This is a genomic window from Bacillus cereus group sp. MG4 (assembly GCF_040460055.1).
Classification (GTDB): domain Bacteria; phylum Bacillota; class Bacilli; order Bacillales; family Bacillaceae_G; genus Bacillus_A; species Bacillus_A wiedmannii.
In genome coordinates this window covers 1-19,359 of the sequence record NZ_JARVGZ010000004.1, presented here as the reverse complement: position 1 = coordinate 19,359, position 19,359 = coordinate 1, and the positions used below count along the sequence as shown (strand labels likewise).

Sequence of the window (19,359 nt, the reverse complement as noted above, 5' to 3'; positions counted from 1 at the left end):
GATGGGACCTTCAGGAATTGAACCAATTGTAACCGTGCCCAATTCGTTAGGTATGGTTGCTGTCTTTCTGTTAATCATTTGTGTAGGAGTAATCAGCATGTTAGTCATTGAAAAGGAATGGAAACAACTTGTGCGTTTATTGGTGTTAGGTTGCATAGTAGGTGTAGGGGTACTCTGTTTATATGTAACAAAGGTTGTAACGGATTCATTGTTTTTGTTACACTGCGCAGTGATTACAATTCCATTCGTATGGATAGGTAGCATGGTAGAGTGGAACGCAAAAGTGAAGAACAAGGAATTAAGATAGGTATCTTATATCAGAAAAGGAGAAGCGAAGATGTTATTATTTCACGAAGACATTGAAATTGGAATTATAAAATTTATTGGCGAAAGAGAGGTCACATTTCAAGTCGGCAATCAAGAAGTTACAATTCATTTAACAGAGCAGGAAGAACAAGAGTTATTCGATTATATTGAGCTTCCAGAAAATGATTTACTTATTCCCATCAACATGAAAACAAAGAAAATATGTGTTCCAAATGATTTAGAAACATGGAATGAAGAAACAATGGATGAATTAATAGAAGCTTCATCAAAGGGAGCGGAAAACAATGAGTAAAAAGCGTTCCCCTGTTTCATTTGAAGAGAAAAAACAAAAGGTAGAAGCACTGACGAAAAAGATGGAAAAAAGTATAGAAGGTTACTTTCGTTCGCCAGGAGATTTAAAAGAGTATTTATCATTTATGGCAAAATTTTATCGCTATTCACCATCTAACATTGCATTAATACAGAGTCAATTTGAGGGATCCAAAGCCGTGGGTTCCTTTTCCTTTTGGAAAGAAAAAGGATTTTCGGTTAATAAGGGTGAGAAAGGGATACAGATCCTTGTTCCGAACCGGACAACAGCAAAATTTAAAGACAAAACGGGAACTTGGAAACCTGTTGCGAAGGCAAGTAAAGAAGAGAAAAAACAGATTGAATTTAAAAAGGTAGAAGTCAAACCAGGTCGTTTATATTTCTCTGTCGGATATGTGTTTGATGTGTCTCAGACGAACGCAAAAGCTGAAAATCTACCCCGTATCTTTCCGAATCGTTGGCTAGAAGGAAATGTAGGAGATTACAAGAGTTTATACAAAGGGATGGAAGCTATTGCTGAAAAAAACGGTGTAAAAATTATTGAGCCGAAACAAGAACTTGGGGTCGCAAAGGGGGTGAGCTACACCTTAACGAAAGAGGTTGCCTTGAATCCGAGGAATAGTGAATTACAAAATGTAAAAACGCTTCTTCATGAACTAGCCCATGCCAAACTTCACACAGCAGAAACGCACATGAATTACTCAGCACCTGAAAAAGAGTTTCAAGCAGAGATGACAGCTTATACGGTTTCTTCCTATTTTGGAATTGATACAAGCGAGTATTCATTAGGCTATTTAGCGAACTGGACGCAAGGCAAAGAGTTAAAAGATAAATCCAAATTACTAAAAGAAGTACATGAAACTTCTACTGAGTTTATTGAAACGATTGAAAACACTTTGGAAAAAGAGAAAGAACAAATACATGAGAAAGAGGTGGAAAGTATGGGGGATATAAAGGATATGGATCATGATAGTTTGAAAGAAACACCGGCTCATTTGGTAACGATTGAAGTCTTGGATAAGGATATACAAGGTGAGGAAGTTGCAAGAATACACATGATGGATGCAGTCACAAACGATATAAGTTATTTGTCAGTATGGAATGCAGATAAATCGAATCGTGAAGATTTATATGTTTCGTTAATGGAGAAGTACGGTGAACGAGAAAATGTATCCTTGGATGAAATTTTAAGACCAGATGTATATGAAAAAGTCCAAGATTCTATTTTTGATGGTAAAGGTAATCAATCATTTGTTGTAAATCAAAAGGATGCACAGATGAGCTTAGATGAACTTGTAAAAGATGAAAGATATGGCGTTTTAATCGATAAGGCAGAGGAGCAAAAGAATCCAGCGTTTAGTGAAAAAGAAGTGGAATTATATAAAGAAATGAAAAAAGAAGGATATGCACCGATTGGCTCTCTTGAAGAAAAATTAAACCCACTTCCGCACACAGCTAAACATGTTACGGCTTCCATGGAAAAAGAATTGAGTGGAAAATATGAATCGTTTAAGCGAGCGCAATCTCATGAAACAGTAAACGATATTGATAGTATTATCCATCGTGTACAAATGGAAGAACGGTATTTTGCGACGAAACATGTAGCAATTGATAATGAACTCATCACACAAGAGTCTGTCACACAATTAGAACATAAAGTGCAAGAAAAGTTGAATAAAGAAGGAGTTATGGCTACAAAACAAACCGAATCTAAAGTGGTTGATCGAGAAAAACAATTTGAACCATTCGCGAATTTTACGCAGTTCCAAAATGTTGCAAAGAAAAAGAAACAAGAAGTGGAACTAGAACGATAGATGGCTTAGTTAAACAATTGAATCAAGAAAGAATACCATCACTTATCGTTGGGGGCGAAAAGTGATTTTTTATTTTAAGGAGGAATGGAAGATGAATATACAAGAACAAGTCAAACAAGAAGATGTAAAACATGCACTATATGAATATGCGATGAGTACGGCTGGAAAGGAAAAAGAGCGGTTTCTAAAAGAGAATATGCATGAGGTGGAAAGAGGTGTTGAACCAGGTATGACGCGGTTGTCTTTCCCTTCTATTACAAGTGAGATGAACTGGGGACAAGGGGATGTAACAGTTGATATTCATCATGATAGTGGAATCGTAAAAGTATATGAACAAGATATAGATGGTGAGAACTGGTCGAAATCTTCTTTTCAATTAAAGGGGGAAAAGGCATTTTCTGATGTAATAAAAGAGCAAACAGAAAAGCAAAAAGAAACACATCAAATCGTAAAAAATATACCGAAAGAATTAGAAACTCGCTACCGATCATTTGTAGAAGCTAAAAGACAAGAAGATGAATACAATACAGACAGTATGCTGAGAGTGATGCGTACAGAAGACAAATATACGACATTACGGAAAACAGCAATTGAACAAGGAGTAATTGCTGAAACATCCATTCAAAGGATGGAATATAATGTAGAACAGTCTTTTGAGCCTTTAGAACAATTACAGAAAAAAGATAAGGTAATGACACCAAAAGAAAATCCGAAAGATTCCTATAAAGAGTCATTTAAGGAACAAGTACTAGAAGAGATTGCTCCTTCCCGGGAGGAGGAACAATATAAAGATCAGTATAAGACTGAAGTATTGGCAATGCTGGGGATTGATAAAGAGAAGTCCTCTGATTCCAAAGAACAGGTTTCAAAAGAAGTGAAGAAGGAAGGTCGTCCAGGGCAACAAGAAGTAACGTATACCAAGAGTCGAGAAGAACGTGTGAAAGAAATGAAAGAGTTCGAGAAAACACATTCTTATCCTGAAGTATATCGATTGAAAAAAGAAGCTCTTCAGGAATTAAAAGGGCTGAATCTAACAGATTCTCAGCGTGAAAAGTTAACTAACCTGGAAAAAACTTTAGATCAAGAAAAACAAGATTATGATAAAAATAGTAAAAAAGAATCTGGCCAGGAGAAAGAACCGAAAAACCAAAATAAATTCGCACAACTTTTTCATCAATTTAAAGGTGTGAAAAAGAAAGAGCAGCCAAAGGAAACGGAAATGGAACGTTCCTAATAGACACATTGCAAGAAGAGTACTGTAAAACAGTGCTCTTCTTCTTTTTAACAACGAAGGGGGAGAAAAGAATGGTAAATATCGTTGAGATTGTAGACATCGATTATACGGGCGTATGGGCAGAAACGAAGGATGCAGAAGAATTGATTTTCATTTCTTTACCGAAAGAAAAAATTCAAATTGCACATGAGGTACTGTCAGAAAAAAGACAAATGTATGTCTTTCTCCAGAAGGATTGGGAGTGGAGAAAGATGTCATGAATCCGTGGTTATTTGCTGGCTGTATGTTGCTTGTGGTTGTGACAATGAATGTTTGCATATGGATGGGACAATGTGCAATAAGACGATTCAAACTACGAAAAATGAAGCGTCAAAACTAATCTTTTTACATACATGAGGAGGAATGGACGATGGGGAAAACATTATTTATTGCGGAAAAGCCGAAAGTTGCATACGAATTATTGAAATCACCACGTTTTCGAAATGCAAAAAAACATATGGGTAGTAAACCGTATTATGGCTACTTTGAAAATCAGGATTATATTATTAGTTGGTGTTCGGGTCATTTATTAGAGCTAAAACATCCAGAAGAAATAGATGAAAAATACAAAGAATTTAAGTTTGAGCATTTACCAATTTTAGTCGAACCAGAGTATAAGGTGAAACCTGACTATGTTGAACAAATCAATATTTTAGTAGACCTGTTGCATCGTCAGGACGTAGATCATGTGGCTAACGCCTGTGATGGGGATCGCGAAGGTGAACTGATTTATCGTGAAATATATGAGTATGCGGGCGTAAATAAAAGGCAATCTCGTCTTTGGCTTTCTTCTTATGAACCAGTCGAATTAGAGGCAGGTTTGAATAGATTAGAACCAGGGGAACGCTATGACGGACTTGCAAACTCCGCAAAAGCAAGGCAATACCTGGACTATCTTCTTGGAATCAATGTAACGAGGGGATGCACAACCAAACTTGCTAAAAATCAATTTTTATTAGCAACAGGGCGTGTGCAAATGTGTCTGTTACATGAGATTTGGCAACGTGAGGTAGCTATAGAGAATTATAGAGAGCAAACCTACTATAATCTAAAACTCATCACAGACAATGGCTTAGAGGCAGTTATGAAGACAGAAGACCAGTTATTAGATCCGGCTCCTTTGCAAAAGCTTGGGACAAAACTAGTCGGTACAGCATTAACCGTAACGGAGTTTAAGGAGAGTACCAGAAAAAAGAAACCAAAATTGTTATATAACCTGACGGATTTGTATAAAGAGGCGCATTCAAAATTGAAAGTGAGTGCAGAGACCGCAAAAAAACATATTCAGAGTTTATATGAAGAAGGTTGGATTTCGTATCCTCGTTCATCGTCCAGGCACTTGCCAACGGAAAAGGTAGGCAGGGTACAAGAAGTATTCCAAGCCTTGCAGTCTACTAATTATGCCGATTTGGTGCACCTTGTAGATACGCATATCATTACAGAAAAACATGCCACTTTTAACGATGAACTTGTCGATAGTCACTTTGCCATCATCCCGACAACAAAACCATATGACGGGACCAATCGAAAACCATTAGAAATTCAATTATATGATTTGATTGTAAAGCGATTTATTGGGAACTTTATGTCACCGGCTGTTTATTTGGTGCGTGAAGCACAGTTTATGGATCAAGATGAAAATATATACAGTACAAAAGAGAAGGTGCTTCAAGAGAAGGGATTTTTAAGCGTATTTCACGAGGAAATGGAAGAAGGGTCTGTGGAAAGCTTTCAAATCCCTTTTTTATATGAAGGAGACTCATTCCAAATCGTAAAACATGACCTCATTCAGTCCAAAACAAAGAAACCAGCATTTCATACAGAAAGTTCGATTTTAACGTTTATGGAGACCGCCGGTCGTAAATTAGATGATGACCATTTAAAAGAGTTAATGAAAGGAAAACGGATTGGAACAGTCACAACAGAAGAGACATTTATTCCTAAGCTTGCAACGAGAAATTACATCACAGTTACCAATGGCCAAATTCGAACTACGAAAATTGGTCGTGCATTTGTAGAAAAATTTCCGATAGATGAAATCAAAAATCCAGCTTATACGGCTGAAATGGAAGGGATGATTCATATGATCGAAAAGAAAGGAATGCCATACGGTGAATTTGTGGAGAATACGAATACATTTGTAAAAGAAACGGTTGCAAAGCTTGGAGAAACAGAAGAAAAAGTGGCAGATGAAATGATTTTGAATTGGAATCAACAAATTGAGGTATGCCGTTGCCCATGTAAAAAGGGCAAGATTCTTCATAAAGGAAACTTCTATGGTTGCAGTAATTATCCAGAGTGTGAGATCCGCATGCCAAAGAAAATTAAAGAGAAAGCAATTCCTGAAGCACAAGTAAAAAAGCTGTTTGAAAGTAAGAAAACGGATCTGTTAAAAGGCTTTAAATCGGGTGAGAAAGAGTTTTCAGCATATTTGGTGTTAAGAGAAGGGAAAGTACAATTCCAGTTCCCGACGACAGATGAGCTGTCTCTTGGTAAGTGTCCAGAATGTAAAAAAGGAGACATCCTTCACCGAAAGACATTTTTCGGATGCACAGAATATAAAAACGGTTGTAAGTTCATGTTGCCAGCAAAAATTAAAGAAAAAGCGATTCCTCCTTCACAACTGAAAAAGATTCTGAAGGGGCAATGTTCAGACTTCATTCAAGGATTTAAAGGAGAAAAGGGTGAATTTACAGCAGCACTTTATTTGGATAAGGAGGGTTTAAAGTTCCGTTTTCCAACACTTGAAGATCGTACACTAGGAAAGTGCCCGCTTTGTAAGAGCCGAGTGATTGTAGGGAAATCAAATTACTTATGTGAGCAGTATAAAAAGACTTGTGAATTTATTATCCCAGGAATGGTGTCTGGAAAGAAAATTAGTAATAATCATGTGATCAAATTATTAGAGAAGAATATGACCGATCAAATTAAAGGATTTGAGTCCAAAAATACAGGGAAGAAATTTGATGCTCGTTTGTCATACAGTACACAAGAAAAACGATTAAAATTCCTATTTGGAAAATAAATGATGCAGAGAACTGATAAAAACGGTTCTCTTTTTTTATTCTTGAAACCATTCACAACAAAGGGAGGTGCCAACATGACATATCGACTGGCGGAGGAGGAAGTCATGAAAGCAAAAGATGTGGATTTGTTGTCGTATTTAGAAGCCAAAGGGGAGAAATTTCAAAAAGAGGGAAACTATTACCGACATACGGAGCACGATAGCTTGTTAATTCGTGACAATATGTATGCATGGAATAGCCGAGGAGAGAAAGGATATGGAGCCATTAGTTTTGCGAGAATGTACTATGGTATGTCTTTTCAAGAAGCTGTCCGTGATGTGAATTTTGGCGATTATCCGACTTTTACATCTTCTAAGGAAGAAGAGCCGAAACAAAACGGGCCATTCCGTTATCCAGGACATTTAGAAGTCCAGGATAAACAAGCGATTAAAAAATATTTAGTCCAGGAGCGAAAAATTGATTCTCGCTTAGTGAATTGGTTGATTGGGCAGGATCTTATCGCACAAGATAAAAAGAAGAATGTTGTGTTTAAATGGCGAGAACAAGGTGGAACAGGAGATATAGTAGGTGCAGAACGACAAGGAACGGTTAAGATGGAGAATAAGCGAGGCTCTTTCAAACAAATCTTACCGAATGGAAAACCGCATACAGGATTTACAGTGGATGTTGGGAAACCAACATCCATTTATTATTTTGAGAGTCCCATTGATCTTCTTTCCTATTGGACGTTACAACAAAATCGTCTTCAAAATGCAAGGCTAGTCAGTATGAATGGTCTGAAGATGAAGACGGTTCTACGTACATTTAAAGAGGCAAAAGATGAAGGACTTTCCGTGAATCGAATTGTCCTGGCAGTAGATAATGATAAAGCGGGGAAAGAATTTACGGAAAAGATGGGAGCTTTAACGATTACACCACGTGTCCAAATGCATCTTCCACCACAGGAAAAAGATTGGAATGATGTACTGAAGGTAGTCATACAATCAACAGAAAAACAGCAACAGCCTCATAAACAAGTGCAATTAGAACAAAGGCAACCAATACTGAAAAAGGAGATGGAGCGAAGTGTCTAATACATTACCAATGCCAGGTATACTACAGCTTTTTTTGTATGGAATGGGTCTTTATATGTTCTTTCATATCTTCAAATGGAGTGCTGGAAAAATACGTGAAATTCGAATTCTGAAGAGGATGGCGAAGTCGGGGATTCGTTACATCGACAAAATGGATGGATTTCAATTTGAGGTATATCTAAAAGCCCTTTTTCGAGAGCTTGGATACCGCCCAGAGGTCACAAAACACTCTTGTGACTACGGTGTGGATGTCATATTAAAAGGAAAAAATCGCATTGTAATCCAGGCGAAACGATATGGGATAAAGAATCGAGTTGGGATTCGAGCTGTACAAGAAGTGTATGCAGGGAAAGCATACTACAAGGCTGATGAGGCATGGATTGTAACAAATAGTGTATTTACAAAGCAAGCTGAAGAACTAGCAAAAGCATGCCAGGTGAAACTCATTGATCGTTTGGAGCTTCAGAATTTGATTAACAAAGTGAATCCAGAACAAAAAGCGGAAACTGTTTATACGCAAGTAGATCCGGCAGAACGGAAATGTCCGGTTTGTAAAAATCAATTAGTCATTCGATATTCCAAGAAAAATGATAATAAGTTTTTTGGTTGCTCTCAATTTCCTTCTTGTACACATACTGAAGCAATTAATAGATGAGCTGAGAGGACTATATTCAGTTCATCTATTATTTTATTCCAAAAAATGAGGTTCATATAAAAAACAGATTCCCAGATTACCTTGTATCGGATTTTATTATTGACCGTAATGTAATAAAGTATCTGGTGAATTAAAAACTTATTTAAAGTGGAATATGAGCCTCAAAGGATGTTTTAAAGGGTTTCTTGTTAATTTATATTAATTTGCACTTATTCTGTTGTGTTAAAAAAATTCAGAAATTTCAAATCAACACCTTGTAAGGTCATGTGAAAGGAGTTATGATGACCTTATAAGAGCGAAATTGATAAGGGGGATTGCAATGGAAAAGAGGTTAGTTGAAGTAATCCGAGACTTAAGACATTTCCTTATAAGAGGTCAAATTGATTTCCATTTTAGTAATTTTAAGTATTATCAAATGTTTTGCTATGCATTAGAAGCAACTGGTACGCCGTATTGTTTGCAGGTCAATGAATTAGATAGAAAAATGATAGTAATTAAAATGATGTAAAGAAAAGGGGAGATTAATGATGAAAATCAATACGCCGGAGTGGTTATCTTTGAGTAAGGAAATTAAGGTTAAACTCATTCGTTTGGCTATTTTAGAATCAAGATTTAAGTATCAAAAATAAAACCCCTCCGTTGCAAAAAAGCAAACAGAAGGGAATTTGAATGAGTGTGAAACTATGAAGGGAATCTAGCACATTCCCTTCATGAACTAGTATAGCATAAAAGGAACACAATAAAGGAGATATTCATGAAAGAGATTGAAAAGTACATGACGCCAAGTGAAGCATCATTCTATTGGGGAATTCCCCGTGAAACGCTGAAACACAAAATCAGCCCTTCAGGTATGACTGAAAAGAAAGTAGTAGAGTTACAACGGATGTTAGATGAAGGCTTAATCAAATTCTTTTTACATCCGAAAGGAAAGCGGAAGGAATGGATTATTAGCCGTCAAGCCATGTATGAATGGTTTGGTGAACCTAAAAAATAAAGGGAACTAAGGGAGGAAATAAACATATGTCTTTAAATCGTACAATTTTAGTTGGTCGTCTTACAAAGGATCCTGATTTGCGTTACACGCCAAATGGGGTTGCGGTCGCAACATTTACGCTAGCTGTTAACCGTCAATTTAAGAAGGATGGACAGCAAGAAGCAGACTTCATAAATATTGTAGTGTGGAAAAGAATTGCAGAGAATGTAGCAAACTTTCTAAAAAAAGGGAGTTTAGCTGGTGTAGATGGGCGTCTTCAGACACGTAATTATGAGGGGCAAGACGGGAAGCGTGTATATGTGACGGAAGTGGTTGCAGAGAGCGTACAATTTTTAGAGCCACGTAATAGTGGTGGAGGAGAACGTAATTCATTCAATCAACAGCCAGTAGGAGCTGGTTTTGGTAATCAAGGTTCGAACTCATTTAATCAATCTAGTAATTCTGGTAACTCTGGATTTAAAAAGAATGATGATCCATTCTCTAATTCAGGTCAACCAATTGATATTTCGGACGACGATTTACCTTTCTAACAAGTTGTTAGTGTGTGTTTCTGGATGTTCATGTTTTTGATTTTTGGAGAAACCTTATTAAAATAGATTGGATAAAAAGGGAGAGATTTGATGAAATCAACAGGAGTAGTTCGCAAAGTCGATGAATTGGGGCGTATTGTGCTTCCTAGGGAATTAAGGAATACCTTAGATATAGAGGCTAAAACACCAATTGAAATTTTTGTAGACGGAGAGAAAATTGTTTTACAGAAGTATCAACCTGATGGAATTTGCATGGTGACAGGAGAAGTTTCAGAACGTAATTTTGTATTAGCAAACGGTAAAATTATTGTCAGCTCAGAAGGGGCAGATTATCTGATGAAAGAATTGCAACAGCACTTAGTGAAATAAGGAATGGTTCATATGAAAAAGAAGAGAGATGAAGAATCCCTCTTCTTTTTATGTATGGTACTCTATTTTACAGCCTCTTTTAGGCTTTTCCCCGCTTTAAATGCAGGGGTTTTTCCTCCAGGAATGAACATTTCTTCTCCTGTTTGAGGATTACGTCCTGTACGTGCAGAGCGTTCACGTACCTCAAATGTACCGAATCCAATTAATTGTACAGAGTCGCCTTTTGCTAGAGCTTGTGTAATTTGATCTAGAACAGCTTGCACAGATGCAGTTGCATCTTTTTGTGTTAAGTTTGCTTCCTGGGCAACTTGTTTGATAAGTTCTGTTTTATTCATGTGTGTACCTCCAGGTAATGATTCATTTTAGGTTGCTATTATAACGTTTTTACTAGAAATGTACAAATTCTCGTTTTTCTTGCAGAATCCGTTTTTGTGTAAGCATTTCTTCTCAATAATCGGATCGTTTAATCTTTTGCAAAGATTCTATTCCAAGTTGCAAATCACTTTTTGCCATTACTTTTTCATAGGTTCCGTCTTTTAATTTTTCTGTTATAGCTAAAATATCGGTTAAAATACTGTGTAACTGTTGCACTTGTCCTTGAAGACGTTCAATTTCACTTTGCTCGATAGGTGTTAAACGCTCTTCTTTTTTCCATTTGGAAAGCTGTTCTTCAAATATCCATACAAATTCAAGTTGTTCTGTGTAAACATGGATGGTGCGCTGAATTATTGCATCATTCAACACATGAGGTTTGCTAAGGGCTTCTAAAAGATTTACATATTGTTCTTTAGCATCTGAAGATTGCCCATCTATTAGGTTTGCAATGATAGGCAGGTTTTGGATAGGTTGCCAATTTGGTTGATTCTCCATATATTTTTTCCTTCCTTTCCTTTATTATAAGAGAATGATATCACAAAGAATCCGGATTTACAGGAAAGGTGTAGTTACATAATACATAAGAAGAGGGCTGGTTAGAAATGAGGGGGAAGATGAATGAAAAAGAAAGTATATGCTGTGCGAAAAGGAAGGGAAACCGGTATTTTTTATTCTTGGAAAGAATGTGAGACGCATGTAAAAGGGTATTCAGGTGCTCAGTACCGCTCTTTTCCTTCTAAAAAAGAAGCACAACAATATTTGTCATCCACTCTCATTCAAAATAAAAAGCACCAGGTATCCCCTCCTTCTCAAAACATAAAAGAACAGCCAACAAAGTTACATTCTTCAGGTGTTTCACAAGAATCCATCGTAGAAGTTTATATTGATGGAAGTTATAACATGAAGCGAAAAATTGCAGGATATGGCTTAGTGATGATTGTTCAAAACCAAGTGTACTTAAAGGATTTCAGTGCCTATCCCTACTCAGATGTAACAGCTACTCATAATGTAGGTGCTGAGCTTATGGGTGCAAGACGTGCGGTAGAATTGGCTTTAGCGAATGGCTGGAAACACATGATTTTGTACTATGACTATACAGGTATTGAAAATTTCGCAACAAAAGCTTGGAGAGCTAAAAACCCTCAAACAAAAGAGTATCAAGATTTTATGCAAAAATACATGCGGAATATTAAAATACAATTTGTAAAAGTTAAGGCTCATAGCGGTAATGAATACAATGATTTAGCTGATCGTCTTGCGAAATATGCAACGAATTTATAAAAATAGTTGGGTATGAATCCAATAATTAAAATATGTATACTATTTTATTGTTTATATTTTTGTTATTTGTCTGCTATTGACAAAATGAGAGGTAGATTTTATAATTCGAAAGTGTGTTCGTGATTCTTCGCTGGCACAAGCAAGATTGTTGTGAAGGATCGGGTGGTAGAGCCAGCAACTTTCGTAGCATTTGGAATAGCTGTGTTTGTGAAGAATAACACGTCTAATTTACTAGCATACAATTATTTAGTATATTTATGAATAAATTGCATATAATAGTATTATCATCTAGAGAAAGTTACATAAAAAAGGCATCTTCCTGAGGAAGATGTCTTTTTTGCTGTTCCTAATTATATGCCCATATAAGATAGGATGTGATAAAATAGATATGAAAAGATAAAGAAATGAATTTGATGGAGGAGACGTATAAAAAATCACATAAAGGAGGAAAAAGAAGATGAAAAATGTCTTTTACACGGGGCCAAATGAATTAGAACGTGTTGCAGAAGTATTAAGGGTATTAGCACACCCTGTCCGTCTCCAAATGGTACATCAATTAATAAAGAAAACGTCATTAAATGTTTCTGAATTACAACGGTATCTTGCCATGCCACAATCCACTGTTTCGCAACATCTTGGCAAGTTAAAATCACATAAAGTCGTAGCATACGAGCGAAAAGGATTAGAAGTATTTTATCGAGTGGACGATGAAAAAGTGAAACAAACGCTGAAGATACTTATAGGCTAAACAGATAAATTCATTTATATGCCTAGTCATGTAAGGATGAAAATAATGACCGAGGAGGGGATTCTTCTATGAGTGGGAATTCACATTACAATTATATAACAATAAAAGAACTTATCTTTATCCATGCCTATGTAACAGGGGAAGAAATCCCATCTTCACAAGCATTACAAATACTCAAACAGTTTGCTTCTGAAATACCAGGTACCATCAGACAAACTCGTCGGTATCGTATACGGGAAAACGGAGAAGAATTGTTCGGATACTATAGACAGAAGCAGCCCAAATTATTTGATAAACAAAAATTATACACGTATGAAGAGTTGAAACACCGAGCGGTGTACTATTGTTCTTCTCATTTGACGGTTCATCTTTAATCCGTATATTTTGTTTTATTAGTTTTAGAACCCGAGAAAATCGTTCATTTTTTTGCGGAAAGGGAGAAAAACGGACGCTCAGATGCCTTTCTAATGAAAGAAAAAGACAAAGTGAATATATTTACATGTAAAAAGACGAAATCCCTGCACAGGAACTGATAAGGAGGTTAAAAAGATTTCAGGTAAAATCCGCGATAGAAAAAGACATAAAAAGATAGGTGCATGTTTAATCCTAAAAAAAAAATTTCACGTACCGCAATGTATTTGAAAATAAATTCCCCAAAAACATCTTCACAAGGGTTGCTTCTTCTCTCTCTTCTCCGATACAATAGGCATATAGATTCTTTGCTCATCCCCCGAAAAAGGGGAATAAAAAAACGTATAGTATACGAAACAGAAAGGTGACTCTAACCATGGATCAACCTTTAGTCAATTTGCGAGTTGATTTTGCTTTCAAGCAATTATTTGGCTCAAGAGGAAATGAACAAATTTTAATGCAATTTTTGAACGTGATTTTAGCGTCTTCGCTCTCTTCACCGATTCAAACCTTACAAATAGAAGACCCGCACTTGCATCGAGAATATGAAAAGGACAAATTGTCCATTCTAGATGTATTAGCAACTTTAGACGATAATACTCAAATTTCTATTGAAATACAGCTCAATGACCAACATGATTTTTTAAAACGTAGTTTGTATTATTGGAGTCGCTTATATGCTTCTCAAATGCAAAAAGGTGGTTCTTACGATGCACTCAGAAAAACCATCACCATTAACATTTTAAACTTTCTTGTTTTCTCAGAATACGAAACATTTCATACAACAGGAAAACTGTGGGATATCAATTTACAAAAGTTACTCGTAGACGATTTAGAGTTACACGTAATTGAAATTCCAAAATTAATGGCACAATGGAAAGAAGAACAAGTGAATCCGTGGGAAGACTCTTTTGTGAGATGGTTACTGTTACTATCCGCAAACGAAGATACACAATTAACGCATACACTGGAGGAAATCGCCATGAACCGAGATCCGATTTTAAAAGATGCGATGCAAAAGTGGGAAAAGATGAGCCAAGACCCTGCATTCCGTATGTCATATGAGGCGAGACAAAAGGCTCTTATTGATGAAGCTTCTAAGTATAAGTATGCCGAAAAGAAAGGCATGGAAAAGGGACGAGAAGAAGGGCTTCAAGAGGGTATGGAAAAAGGAAAAGAAGTAGGCATTCAAGAAGGGAAAATTCAATTGATCCAGGGCATGCATAAAAACGGCATGGATATCGAAGATATTGCGAAGTTTACGAATCTGGATATGTCAGAAATACGCCATATTTTAGACAATTAAAGTGTACGGTACACTTTTTCAAAAGGTTAGTTGTTCCACTGAAGCTTCTAAACCTAAAGAACTAATATTTAAAAGTAAATTGAATATTCAGAAATATATAGACCGAATGAACTTTTTTATGCTACACTTAGCGCAACCGATACTGTACTACCTTTTGCTCCCTGATTTGTATAACAAGTTAGGGAGCTTTTCGTATGTTTCATGTTCTACGACTATTCTTGGGGTATGACAACCAAAAGCGAAATATGGGGCCATATGCAAATATATTCCAATTAAACTCTTGATTGGTAGTTCAAAAGAATCTACAAATATAGTGGATTCTTTTTTATTTTTTCTAAAGAAAACCCGATAATGAAAATTCCCGTTGTCACAAAAACGACCATTTTTGTGACAGGGGTGGGGATCAAGAACTGAAGTCAAGTGAACTAGCAATCTCGCTGTCACAAAAATATGTAACAAAATTATTTTGTAACAATACCTATTTCATATCGTTTTTGATACAATATAACAGAAAAGGAGGAATTATATGAAGTTTGGATATATGCGGGTATCTACCATTGATCAAAATTTAGACCGCCAGGAACAGCAACTAATAGACGCTGGGTGCGAGCGTATGTTTTTTGAAAAAGTAACAGGAACCAAACGAGATCGTCTGGAGCTAAATAGAATGTTAGAGTTTCTGCGTAATGGAGATACAGTAGTAGTAACAGACCTGACTCGACTTTCACGTTCTACAAAGGATTTAATTGAGATTGCCGAGATCATTTCTCGAAAAGAAGCGAATTTAAAAAGCTTAAAAGAGTCCTGGCTTGATACAACAACTGCACATGGAAAAATGCTGTTTACTGTTTTTGCTGGTATTTCTCAATTTGAACGAGATTTAACTTCAGAGCGAACAAAAGAAGGGATTCTGGCAGCAAAAAAAAGAGGCAAATATCCTGGTAGACCATCTGTAGACAAAGAAAAATTAAGTTATGCATTTTATTTAATAGAACAAGGAACAAGTATCACAGAGGCTGCCGAAAAAGCCGGTGTATCTAGAATGACCCTTTATCGAAACATGGACTAATAAAAGATTGTATTAGTAGTTAAATTCATATAAGGAGTTTTTTTATGCCTAGTATTGAAGATACAGCTTATCCTCGACTGAAAAGTAATCCATCCCAAAAAGAATTACAAGAGCTATATTCTCCTACAATTGAAGAAATTCATTGGATGAAGCCACATGTAAAAGGAGATGTAGCTAAATTAGGATTATTCGTTTTACTAAAAACATTTCAACGATTAGGATATTTTCTTCCTGTAACAGAAATACCTGAAGACATTGTCATACATATTGCTCAAAAAATGAATCTTACTCTTGTATCACGAAATGATTTACAGAAATATCATAACTCAGGTACTCAAAAACGTCACCATGCCTTGATTAGAGAATATAAAAACATTCATTTCTTCAATGACCAAGCTAGAAAAATTATGACTGATACAATGAATCAAGTATCATCAACAAAAGACGACTCAGCCGATTTCATTAATGCTGCAATAGATGAATTAATTCGTCAGCGTTTTGAATTACCTACTTTTTCTACTTTAAATGAGACAGCTAAGAGGTTGCGATCTCAATCGTACCATGTGGTGTATGAACAAATATATCAATCGATACATGAAAACGATAAAAATAAGATTGATTCTCTCTTTCAAACGAATGATGGTACGGTGTATACTCCCTGGCATCATCTCAAGCAAGATGCCAAAAGTCCTACTATAAAGCATTTCAGGGAATTAGTAGCACAAATGGAATGGTTAATGGATCAAAAAGTAAATACTACTATACTGAAGAGTATTCCTTCTGTTAAAGTACGACAAATGGCCTCGGAAGCCAAAACGCTCGATGCAGCACGAATGAAAAAAATGGAACCTAAAAAACGATATGCACTTGCTCTCTCTTTTATCCAATCTCAACTCGCCCATGTTTTAGATAATATTGGAGAAATGATGGTTAAGAGAATGATGTCCGCCCGTAATAAAAGTCGTGATCAGTTACAACACTATCAAATGAAGAACCAAAAACGGACCGATTTGTTAATTACAACTCTTCATGATGTCATTCTTGCTTATCGTTCAGGAAATGAATCTCAAGATAAAATGGAAGCGATTGAACAAGTAGTAGGAAACCGACATGAGGAGATATTACATGATTGCGAATCACATCTTGCTTATAGTGGTGATAACTACTTTGTCTTTGTCTGGGATTATTATAAAAGTAGTCGTTCTACGTTGTTTAAAATTTTAAACACGGTTTCCCTACGCTCTACAAACCAAGATCAAGGATTAGAAGATGCGATTGCGTTTTTAAAAACTCATCAAAATTCCCGAAAAGAGTCTCTTTCTATCGTAAGTATTGAAAAAAAGGGATACTGGAAAAAGGAAATAAAACCTCTACTCGATTTATCGTGGATTCCTGATGCATGGTGGAGATGGATAGCTCCAAATCGAAAATCTGGGTGTTATCCAGAAGAAGTGAATCGCCGTCACTTTGAAGCTTGTGTATTTACCCAAATTATGTGGGGTTTAAAATCTGGAGATATTTACATTGAGGGAAGTGAAAAATACGCTGATTATCGACAACAACTTATCACTTGGAATGAATATGAACAAAAATTATTGGATTTTTGTCATAAAAACAATCTCCCCTCTACAGGTAAAGAATATGTAAAACAATTACGGAAAAGGTTTATGAAAATAGCAAAGAAAACAGATGCTTCTTTTCCATACAATAAACAAGTGCGTATTGAGAATGGTGAAATTGTTATTGGAAAGTCAAAGAAAAGAAAACCTTCTCCTAAATTAAAAAGTTTAGAAAAATATATTGCTCAAAATCTAGTTCCCATCAATGTTTTAGATATGCTAGGTGATACAGAACATTGGTTAAACTGGACTCGATTTTTTAAACCCATTTCAAAACATGAGGCTCGATTAGAAGATCCGATTGAACGCTATTTAACTACTGTGTTTTGCTATGGTTGTAATCTAGGGCCTGTTCAAACTGCAAGATCATTAGGAAATATGGACCGAAGGCAAATTTCATGGGTAAATCAAAGACACATTACGACAGAAAATCTAGATCAAGCAATCCAATTCATTATTAATTCCTATAACAAATTCGGCCTACCTAAGTATTGGGGAGACGGGAAAAGCGCATCTGCTGATGGAACAATATGGGCCTTATATGAACAAAACTTGTTATCTGAGAGGCATATCCGTTATGGAGGATATGGGGGAATTGGCTATTATCATGTTTCTGATAATTACATTGCATTATTTAGTCATTTTATACCGTGTGGTGTATGGGAAGGACTTTATATACTAGATGTCTTAATGAATAACAATTCTGAGATTCAACCAGAAGTCATTCATTCTGATACACAAGGACAAAGTGCTACCATTTTTGGATTATCTACCTTAATGGGAATCGAGTTAATGCCACGAATTCGAAATTGGAAAGATTTAAAAATGTTCCGTCCAGATAAAGAAAGTCGATTTAAGCATATTGACGATATTTTTACCGATGAAATTGATTGGGATTTAATTGAAATCCATTATAAAGATATGCTACGAGTAGCCATGTCAATTGAAGTAGGAAAAATTACCCCTTCAACTATCTTAAATAAGTTAGGAACCTATAGTAAGAAAAACAAATTATATCAAGCGTTTCGTGAATTAGGACGTGTGATTCGTACCATGTTTTTATTAAAGTACATAGCTGATGAACAATTGAGACGTACCATTCAAACGGCTACAAATAAGAGTGAATCATTTAATGGGTTTACCAAATGGCTATTTTTTGGCGGAGAAGGAGTCATTACTGAAAATAATAGAGAAAACCAAAGAAAAGTGATTAAGTTTAATCATTTAATAGCCAATTGTTTAATCTTCTACAATGTATTTGCATTAACACAAGTGTTACATGCTTATCGGCAAGACGGAAATGAATTGGACGAAGAAGTATTAAGCGAACTAAGTCCATATATCACAGCTCATGTGAATCGGTTTGGCAAATATGGAATTGATCCAAATAGACAGCCACCGGATTTACAGTTTGATATGCCAATTTACCAAGTAGCTAATTAACAAAAAGGGTATGTGGCGAATAAAAACTTCTTCACATGCCCTTTATAAATTGGAATATATTTGCATATGGCCCCATATTTCGCTTTTGGTTGCCATACCCCATTCTTTCTACAGTGCAAAAGGTTCCATCGTTACATTTCTAAAGATAAATTTATACTATTTTAGTATGCCATAGAAATTGATTCTTTTCAAACTATTTTCCATGTGAATGCTGATTTGCATATTCTACATAACGCTTTACTGATAAATGAGAAAGGAATCCTGTTCTTTTTATGATTTCCTCTGTAGACATATTTCTTTCTAGACAACGTAGAATAAAGGTATTCCGTAAGTGCTGTGCGGAAATTCCTTTTCTCAGTTGCGCTCTGGCTACTTCTAATCGAATCATTTTTTGTACAGCAATGGCTGTTAGTGCTTTCGGAGCATCATTGTCATACACCCAGCGAAATGTACCTCGTTTAAAATCAAATGCGACCAATAAAGGATCCGTACTATGATATCTAGGACGAACTGGTTCAGGTATCGCTTTATAGTACGTAAATAAACGTATTTTATCCTCTTCCCTTAACATGATCCTTCTCTCTGTCCCTTTGTTATGTAAAACAGTAATCATATTCTTTCCAAAGTGCACCTGTTGCATCTGTAACGACACAAGTTCTTGTAGTGTAAGCCCATAGTCCAAAAGAAGTGATAGGATGGATACATTTCGATCTATGAGAAGCGGTCGAACAGAAAGT

22 protein-coding genes are annotated in these 19,359 nt (G+C 36.0%); 19 read left to right on the top strand and 3 right to left on the bottom strand.

The window, feature by feature from the left end; genetic code table 11:
• The first annotated feature begins 1 nt into the window (after position 1).
• The 13 genes from QCI41_RS30110 to QCI41_RS30050 all read left to right on the top strand — a co-directional run bounded on the left by QCI41_RS30110 (position 2) and on the right by QCI41_RS30050 (position 10,370).
• Positions 2 to 307, top strand: a complete 306-nt coding sequence (locus QCI41_RS30110) for a hypothetical protein (protein WP_353839084.1) — start codon at positions 2 to 4, stop codon at positions 305 to 307.
• A 30-nt stretch (positions 308 to 337) separates the two neighbouring features.
• Positions 338 to 619 (top strand): hypothetical protein, encoded by a 282-nt coding sequence (locus QCI41_RS30105; protein WP_353839085.1) that lies wholly within the window; start codon positions 338 to 340, stop codon positions 617 to 619.
• Positions 612 to 2,450, top strand: coding sequence for an ImmA/IrrE family metallo-endopeptidase (locus QCI41_RS30100; protein ID WP_353839086.1), 1,839 nt, complete (start codon positions 612 to 614; stop codon positions 2,448 to 2,450). Before QCI41_RS30105 ends, QCI41_RS30100 begins: the two co-directional genes overlap by 8 nt.
• A gap of 91 nt (positions 2,451 to 2,541) precedes the next feature.
• Positions 2,542 to 3,684, top strand: coding sequence for a hypothetical protein (locus QCI41_RS30095; protein ID WP_353839087.1), 1,143 nt, complete (start codon positions 2,542 to 2,544; stop codon positions 3,682 to 3,684).
• A 71-nt stretch (positions 3,685 to 3,755) separates the two neighbouring features.
• Positions 3,756 to 3,944, top strand: coding sequence for a hypothetical protein (locus QCI41_RS30090; protein WP_353839088.1), 189 nt, complete (start codon positions 3,756 to 3,758; stop codon positions 3,942 to 3,944).
• Positions 3,926 to 4,063 (top strand): hypothetical protein, encoded by a 138-nt coding sequence (locus QCI41_RS30085; RefSeq protein WP_353839089.1) that lies wholly within the window; start codon positions 3,926 to 3,928, stop codon positions 4,061 to 4,063. The genes QCI41_RS30090 and QCI41_RS30085 overlap by 19 nt, the downstream gene beginning before the upstream one ends.
• A 30-nt stretch (positions 4,064 to 4,093) precedes the next feature.
• Positions 4,094 to 6,748: a type IA DNA topoisomerase gene (locus tag QCI41_RS30080; RefSeq protein ID WP_353839091.1), complete on the top strand. Its 2,655-nt coding sequence runs from the start codon at positions 4,094 to 4,096 to the stop codon at positions 6,746 to 6,748.
• Positions 6,749 to 6,823: 75 nt separating this feature from the next.
• Positions 6,824 to 7,822 (top strand): DUF3991 and toprim domain-containing protein, encoded by a 999-nt coding sequence (locus tag QCI41_RS30075; protein ID WP_353839092.1) that lies wholly within the window; start codon positions 6,824 to 6,826, stop codon positions 7,820 to 7,822.
• Positions 7,815 to 8,477, top strand: coding sequence for a restriction endonuclease (locus QCI41_RS30070; protein ID WP_353839093.1), 663 nt, complete (start codon positions 7,815 to 7,817; stop codon positions 8,475 to 8,477). The genes QCI41_RS30075 and QCI41_RS30070 overlap by 8 nt, the downstream gene beginning before the upstream one ends.
• Positions 8,478 to 8,796: 319 nt before the next feature.
• Positions 8,797 to 8,985 carry a hypothetical protein gene (locus tag QCI41_RS30065; RefSeq protein WP_353839094.1) on the top strand — a complete coding sequence of 63 codons (189 nt, stop codon included), beginning with the start codon at positions 8,797 to 8,799 and terminating at the stop codon, positions 8,983 to 8,985.
• Positions 8,986 to 9,231: 246 nt separating this feature from the next.
• Positions 9,232 to 9,471 (top strand): hypothetical protein, encoded by a 240-nt coding sequence (locus QCI41_RS30060; protein ID WP_002205092.1) that lies wholly within the window; start codon positions 9,232 to 9,234, stop codon positions 9,469 to 9,471.
• A 26-nt stretch (positions 9,472 to 9,497) separates the two neighbouring features.
• Positions 9,498 to 10,001, top strand: a complete 504-nt coding sequence (ssb, locus tag QCI41_RS30055; protein ID WP_061685761.1) for a single-stranded DNA-binding protein — start codon at positions 9,498 to 9,500, stop codon at positions 9,999 to 10,001.
• Between the two features lie 90 nt (positions 10,002 to 10,091).
• A complete protein-coding gene (locus tag QCI41_RS30050; protein ID WP_078187848.1) occupies positions 10,092 to 10,370 on the top strand; it encodes an AbrB/MazE/SpoVT family DNA-binding domain-containing protein in 279 nt (92 codons plus the stop codon).
• 62 nt (positions 10,371 to 10,432) lie between these two features.
• Here QCI41_RS30050 and QCI41_RS30045 read toward each other — a convergent pair whose 3' ends face one another.
• Both QCI41_RS30045 and QCI41_RS30040 read right to left on the bottom strand, forming a co-directional pair.
• Positions 10,433 to 10,705, bottom strand: coding sequence for an HU family DNA-binding protein (locus QCI41_RS30045; RefSeq protein WP_086402079.1), 273 nt, complete (start codon positions 10,703 to 10,705; stop codon positions 10,433 to 10,435).
• Positions 10,706 to 10,817: 112 nt separating this feature from the next.
• The gene (locus tag QCI41_RS30040) at positions 10,818 to 11,240 is read right to left on the bottom strand and encodes a hypothetical protein (protein ID WP_098679255.1); all 423 of its coding nucleotides are present in this window, start codon (positions 11,238 to 11,240) and stop codon (positions 10,818 to 10,820) included.
• A 123-nt stretch (positions 11,241 to 11,363) separates the two neighbouring features.
• Here QCI41_RS30040 and QCI41_RS30035 point away from each other — a divergent pair, with 123 nt between their 5' ends.
• The 6 genes from QCI41_RS30035 (at position 11,364) to QCI41_RS30010 (ending at position 18,622) form a co-directional block, all read left to right on the top strand.
• Positions 11,364 to 12,026, top strand: a complete 663-nt coding sequence (locus QCI41_RS30035) for a ribonuclease H1 domain-containing protein (RefSeq protein WP_098652013.1) — start codon at positions 11,364 to 11,366, stop codon at positions 12,024 to 12,026.
• Between the two features lie 457 nt (positions 12,027 to 12,483).
• The gene (locus QCI41_RS30030; protein ID WP_078187856.1) at positions 12,484 to 12,774 is read left to right on the top strand and encodes an ArsR/SmtB family transcription factor; all 291 of its coding nucleotides are present in this window, start codon (positions 12,484 to 12,486) and stop codon (positions 12,772 to 12,774) included.
• A gap of 68 nt (positions 12,775 to 12,842) precedes the next feature.
• Positions 12,843 to 13,148: a hypothetical protein gene (locus QCI41_RS30025; protein ID WP_078187858.1), complete on the top strand. Its 306-nt coding sequence runs from the start codon at positions 12,843 to 12,845 to the stop codon at positions 13,146 to 13,148.
• 413 nt (positions 13,149 to 13,561) lie between these two features.
• Entirely contained in the window at positions 13,562 to 14,491 is a 930-nt protein-coding gene (locus tag QCI41_RS30020; RefSeq protein WP_078187860.1) for an Rpn family recombination-promoting nuclease/putative transposase, read from the top strand.
• Positions 14,492 to 15,017: 526 nt separating this feature from the next.
• Complete coding sequence (locus QCI41_RS30015; protein ID WP_353838034.1) at positions 15,018 to 15,560, top strand: recombinase family protein; 543 nt, start codon at positions 15,018 to 15,020, stop codon at positions 15,558 to 15,560.
• 44 nt (positions 15,561 to 15,604) lie between these two features.
• Positions 15,605 to 18,622 (top strand): Tn3 family transposase, encoded by a 3,018-nt coding sequence (locus tag QCI41_RS30010; protein ID WP_353838033.1) that lies wholly within the window; start codon positions 15,605 to 15,607, stop codon positions 18,620 to 18,622.
• Positions 18,623 to 18,815: 193 nt separating this feature from the next.
• Here the strand turns inward: QCI41_RS30010 and QCI41_RS30005 are convergent.
• Positions 18,816 to 19,359, bottom strand: a 544-nt coding sequence (locus QCI41_RS30005; RefSeq protein WP_353839258.1) for a tyrosine-type recombinase/integrase, incomplete at its 5' end; no start/stop codon positions are given.

What these genes read in the sequence shown, in the direction of transcription:
- QCI41_RS30110 (WP_353839084.1), top strand. Translation starts at nt 2, where the DNA reads ATGGGACCTTCAGGAATTGAACCAATTGTAACCGTGCCCAATTCGTTA.
- QCI41_RS30105 (WP_353839085.1), top strand. Translation starts at nt 338, where the DNA reads ATGTTATTATTTCACGAAGACATTGAAATTGGAATTATAAAATTTATT.
- QCI41_RS30100 (WP_353839086.1), top strand. Translation starts at nt 612, where the DNA reads ATGAGTAAAAAGCGTTCCCCTGTTTCATTTGAAGAGAAAAAACAAAAG.
- QCI41_RS30095 (WP_353839087.1), top strand. Translation starts at nt 2,542, where the DNA reads ATGAATATACAAGAACAAGTCAAACAAGAAGATGTAAAACATGCACTA.
- QCI41_RS30090 (WP_353839088.1), top strand. Translation starts at nt 3,756, where the DNA reads ATGGTAAATATCGTTGAGATTGTAGACATCGATTATACGGGCGTATGG.
- QCI41_RS30080 (WP_353839091.1), top strand. Translation starts at nt 4,094, where the DNA reads ATGGGGAAAACATTATTTATTGCGGAAAAGCCGAAAGTTGCATACGAA.
- QCI41_RS30075 (WP_353839092.1), top strand. Translation starts at nt 6,824, where the DNA reads ATGACATATCGACTGGCGGAGGAGGAAGTCATGAAAGCAAAAGATGTG.
- QCI41_RS30065 (WP_353839094.1), top strand. Translation starts at nt 8,797, where the DNA reads ATGGAAAAGAGGTTAGTTGAAGTAATCCGAGACTTAAGACATTTCCTT.
- QCI41_RS30060 (WP_002205092.1), top strand. Translation starts at nt 9,232, where the DNA reads ATGAAAGAGATTGAAAAGTACATGACGCCAAGTGAAGCATCATTCTAT.
- ssb (WP_061685761.1), top strand. Translation starts at nt 9,498, where the DNA reads ATGTCTTTAAATCGTACAATTTTAGTTGGTCGTCTTACAAAGGATCCT.
- QCI41_RS30050 (WP_078187848.1), top strand. Translation starts at nt 10,092, where the DNA reads ATGAAATCAACAGGAGTAGTTCGCAAAGTCGATGAATTGGGGCGTATT.
- QCI41_RS30045 (WP_086402079.1), bottom strand. Translation starts at nt 10,705, where the DNA reads ATGAATAAAACAGAACTTATCAAACAAGTTGCCCAGGAAGCAAACTTA.
- QCI41_RS30040 (WP_098679255.1), bottom strand. Translation starts at nt 11,240, where the DNA reads ATGGAGAATCAACCAAATTGGCAACCTATCCAAAACCTGCCTATCATT.
- QCI41_RS30035 (WP_098652013.1), top strand. Translation starts at nt 11,364, where the DNA reads ATGAAAAAGAAAGTATATGCTGTGCGAAAAGGAAGGGAAACCGGTATT.
- QCI41_RS30030 (WP_078187856.1), top strand. Translation starts at nt 12,484, where the DNA reads ATGAAAAATGTCTTTTACACGGGGCCAAATGAATTAGAACGTGTTGCA.
- QCI41_RS30025 (WP_078187858.1), top strand. Translation starts at nt 12,843, where the DNA reads ATGAGTGGGAATTCACATTACAATTATATAACAATAAAAGAACTTATC.
- QCI41_RS30020 (WP_078187860.1), top strand. Translation starts at nt 13,562, where the DNA reads ATGGATCAACCTTTAGTCAATTTGCGAGTTGATTTTGCTTTCAAGCAA.
- QCI41_RS30015 (WP_353838034.1), top strand. Translation starts at nt 15,018, where the DNA reads ATGAAGTTTGGATATATGCGGGTATCTACCATTGATCAAAATTTAGAC.
- QCI41_RS30010 (WP_353838033.1), top strand. Translation starts at nt 15,605, where the DNA reads ATGCCTAGTATTGAAGATACAGCTTATCCTCGACTGAAAAGTAATCCA.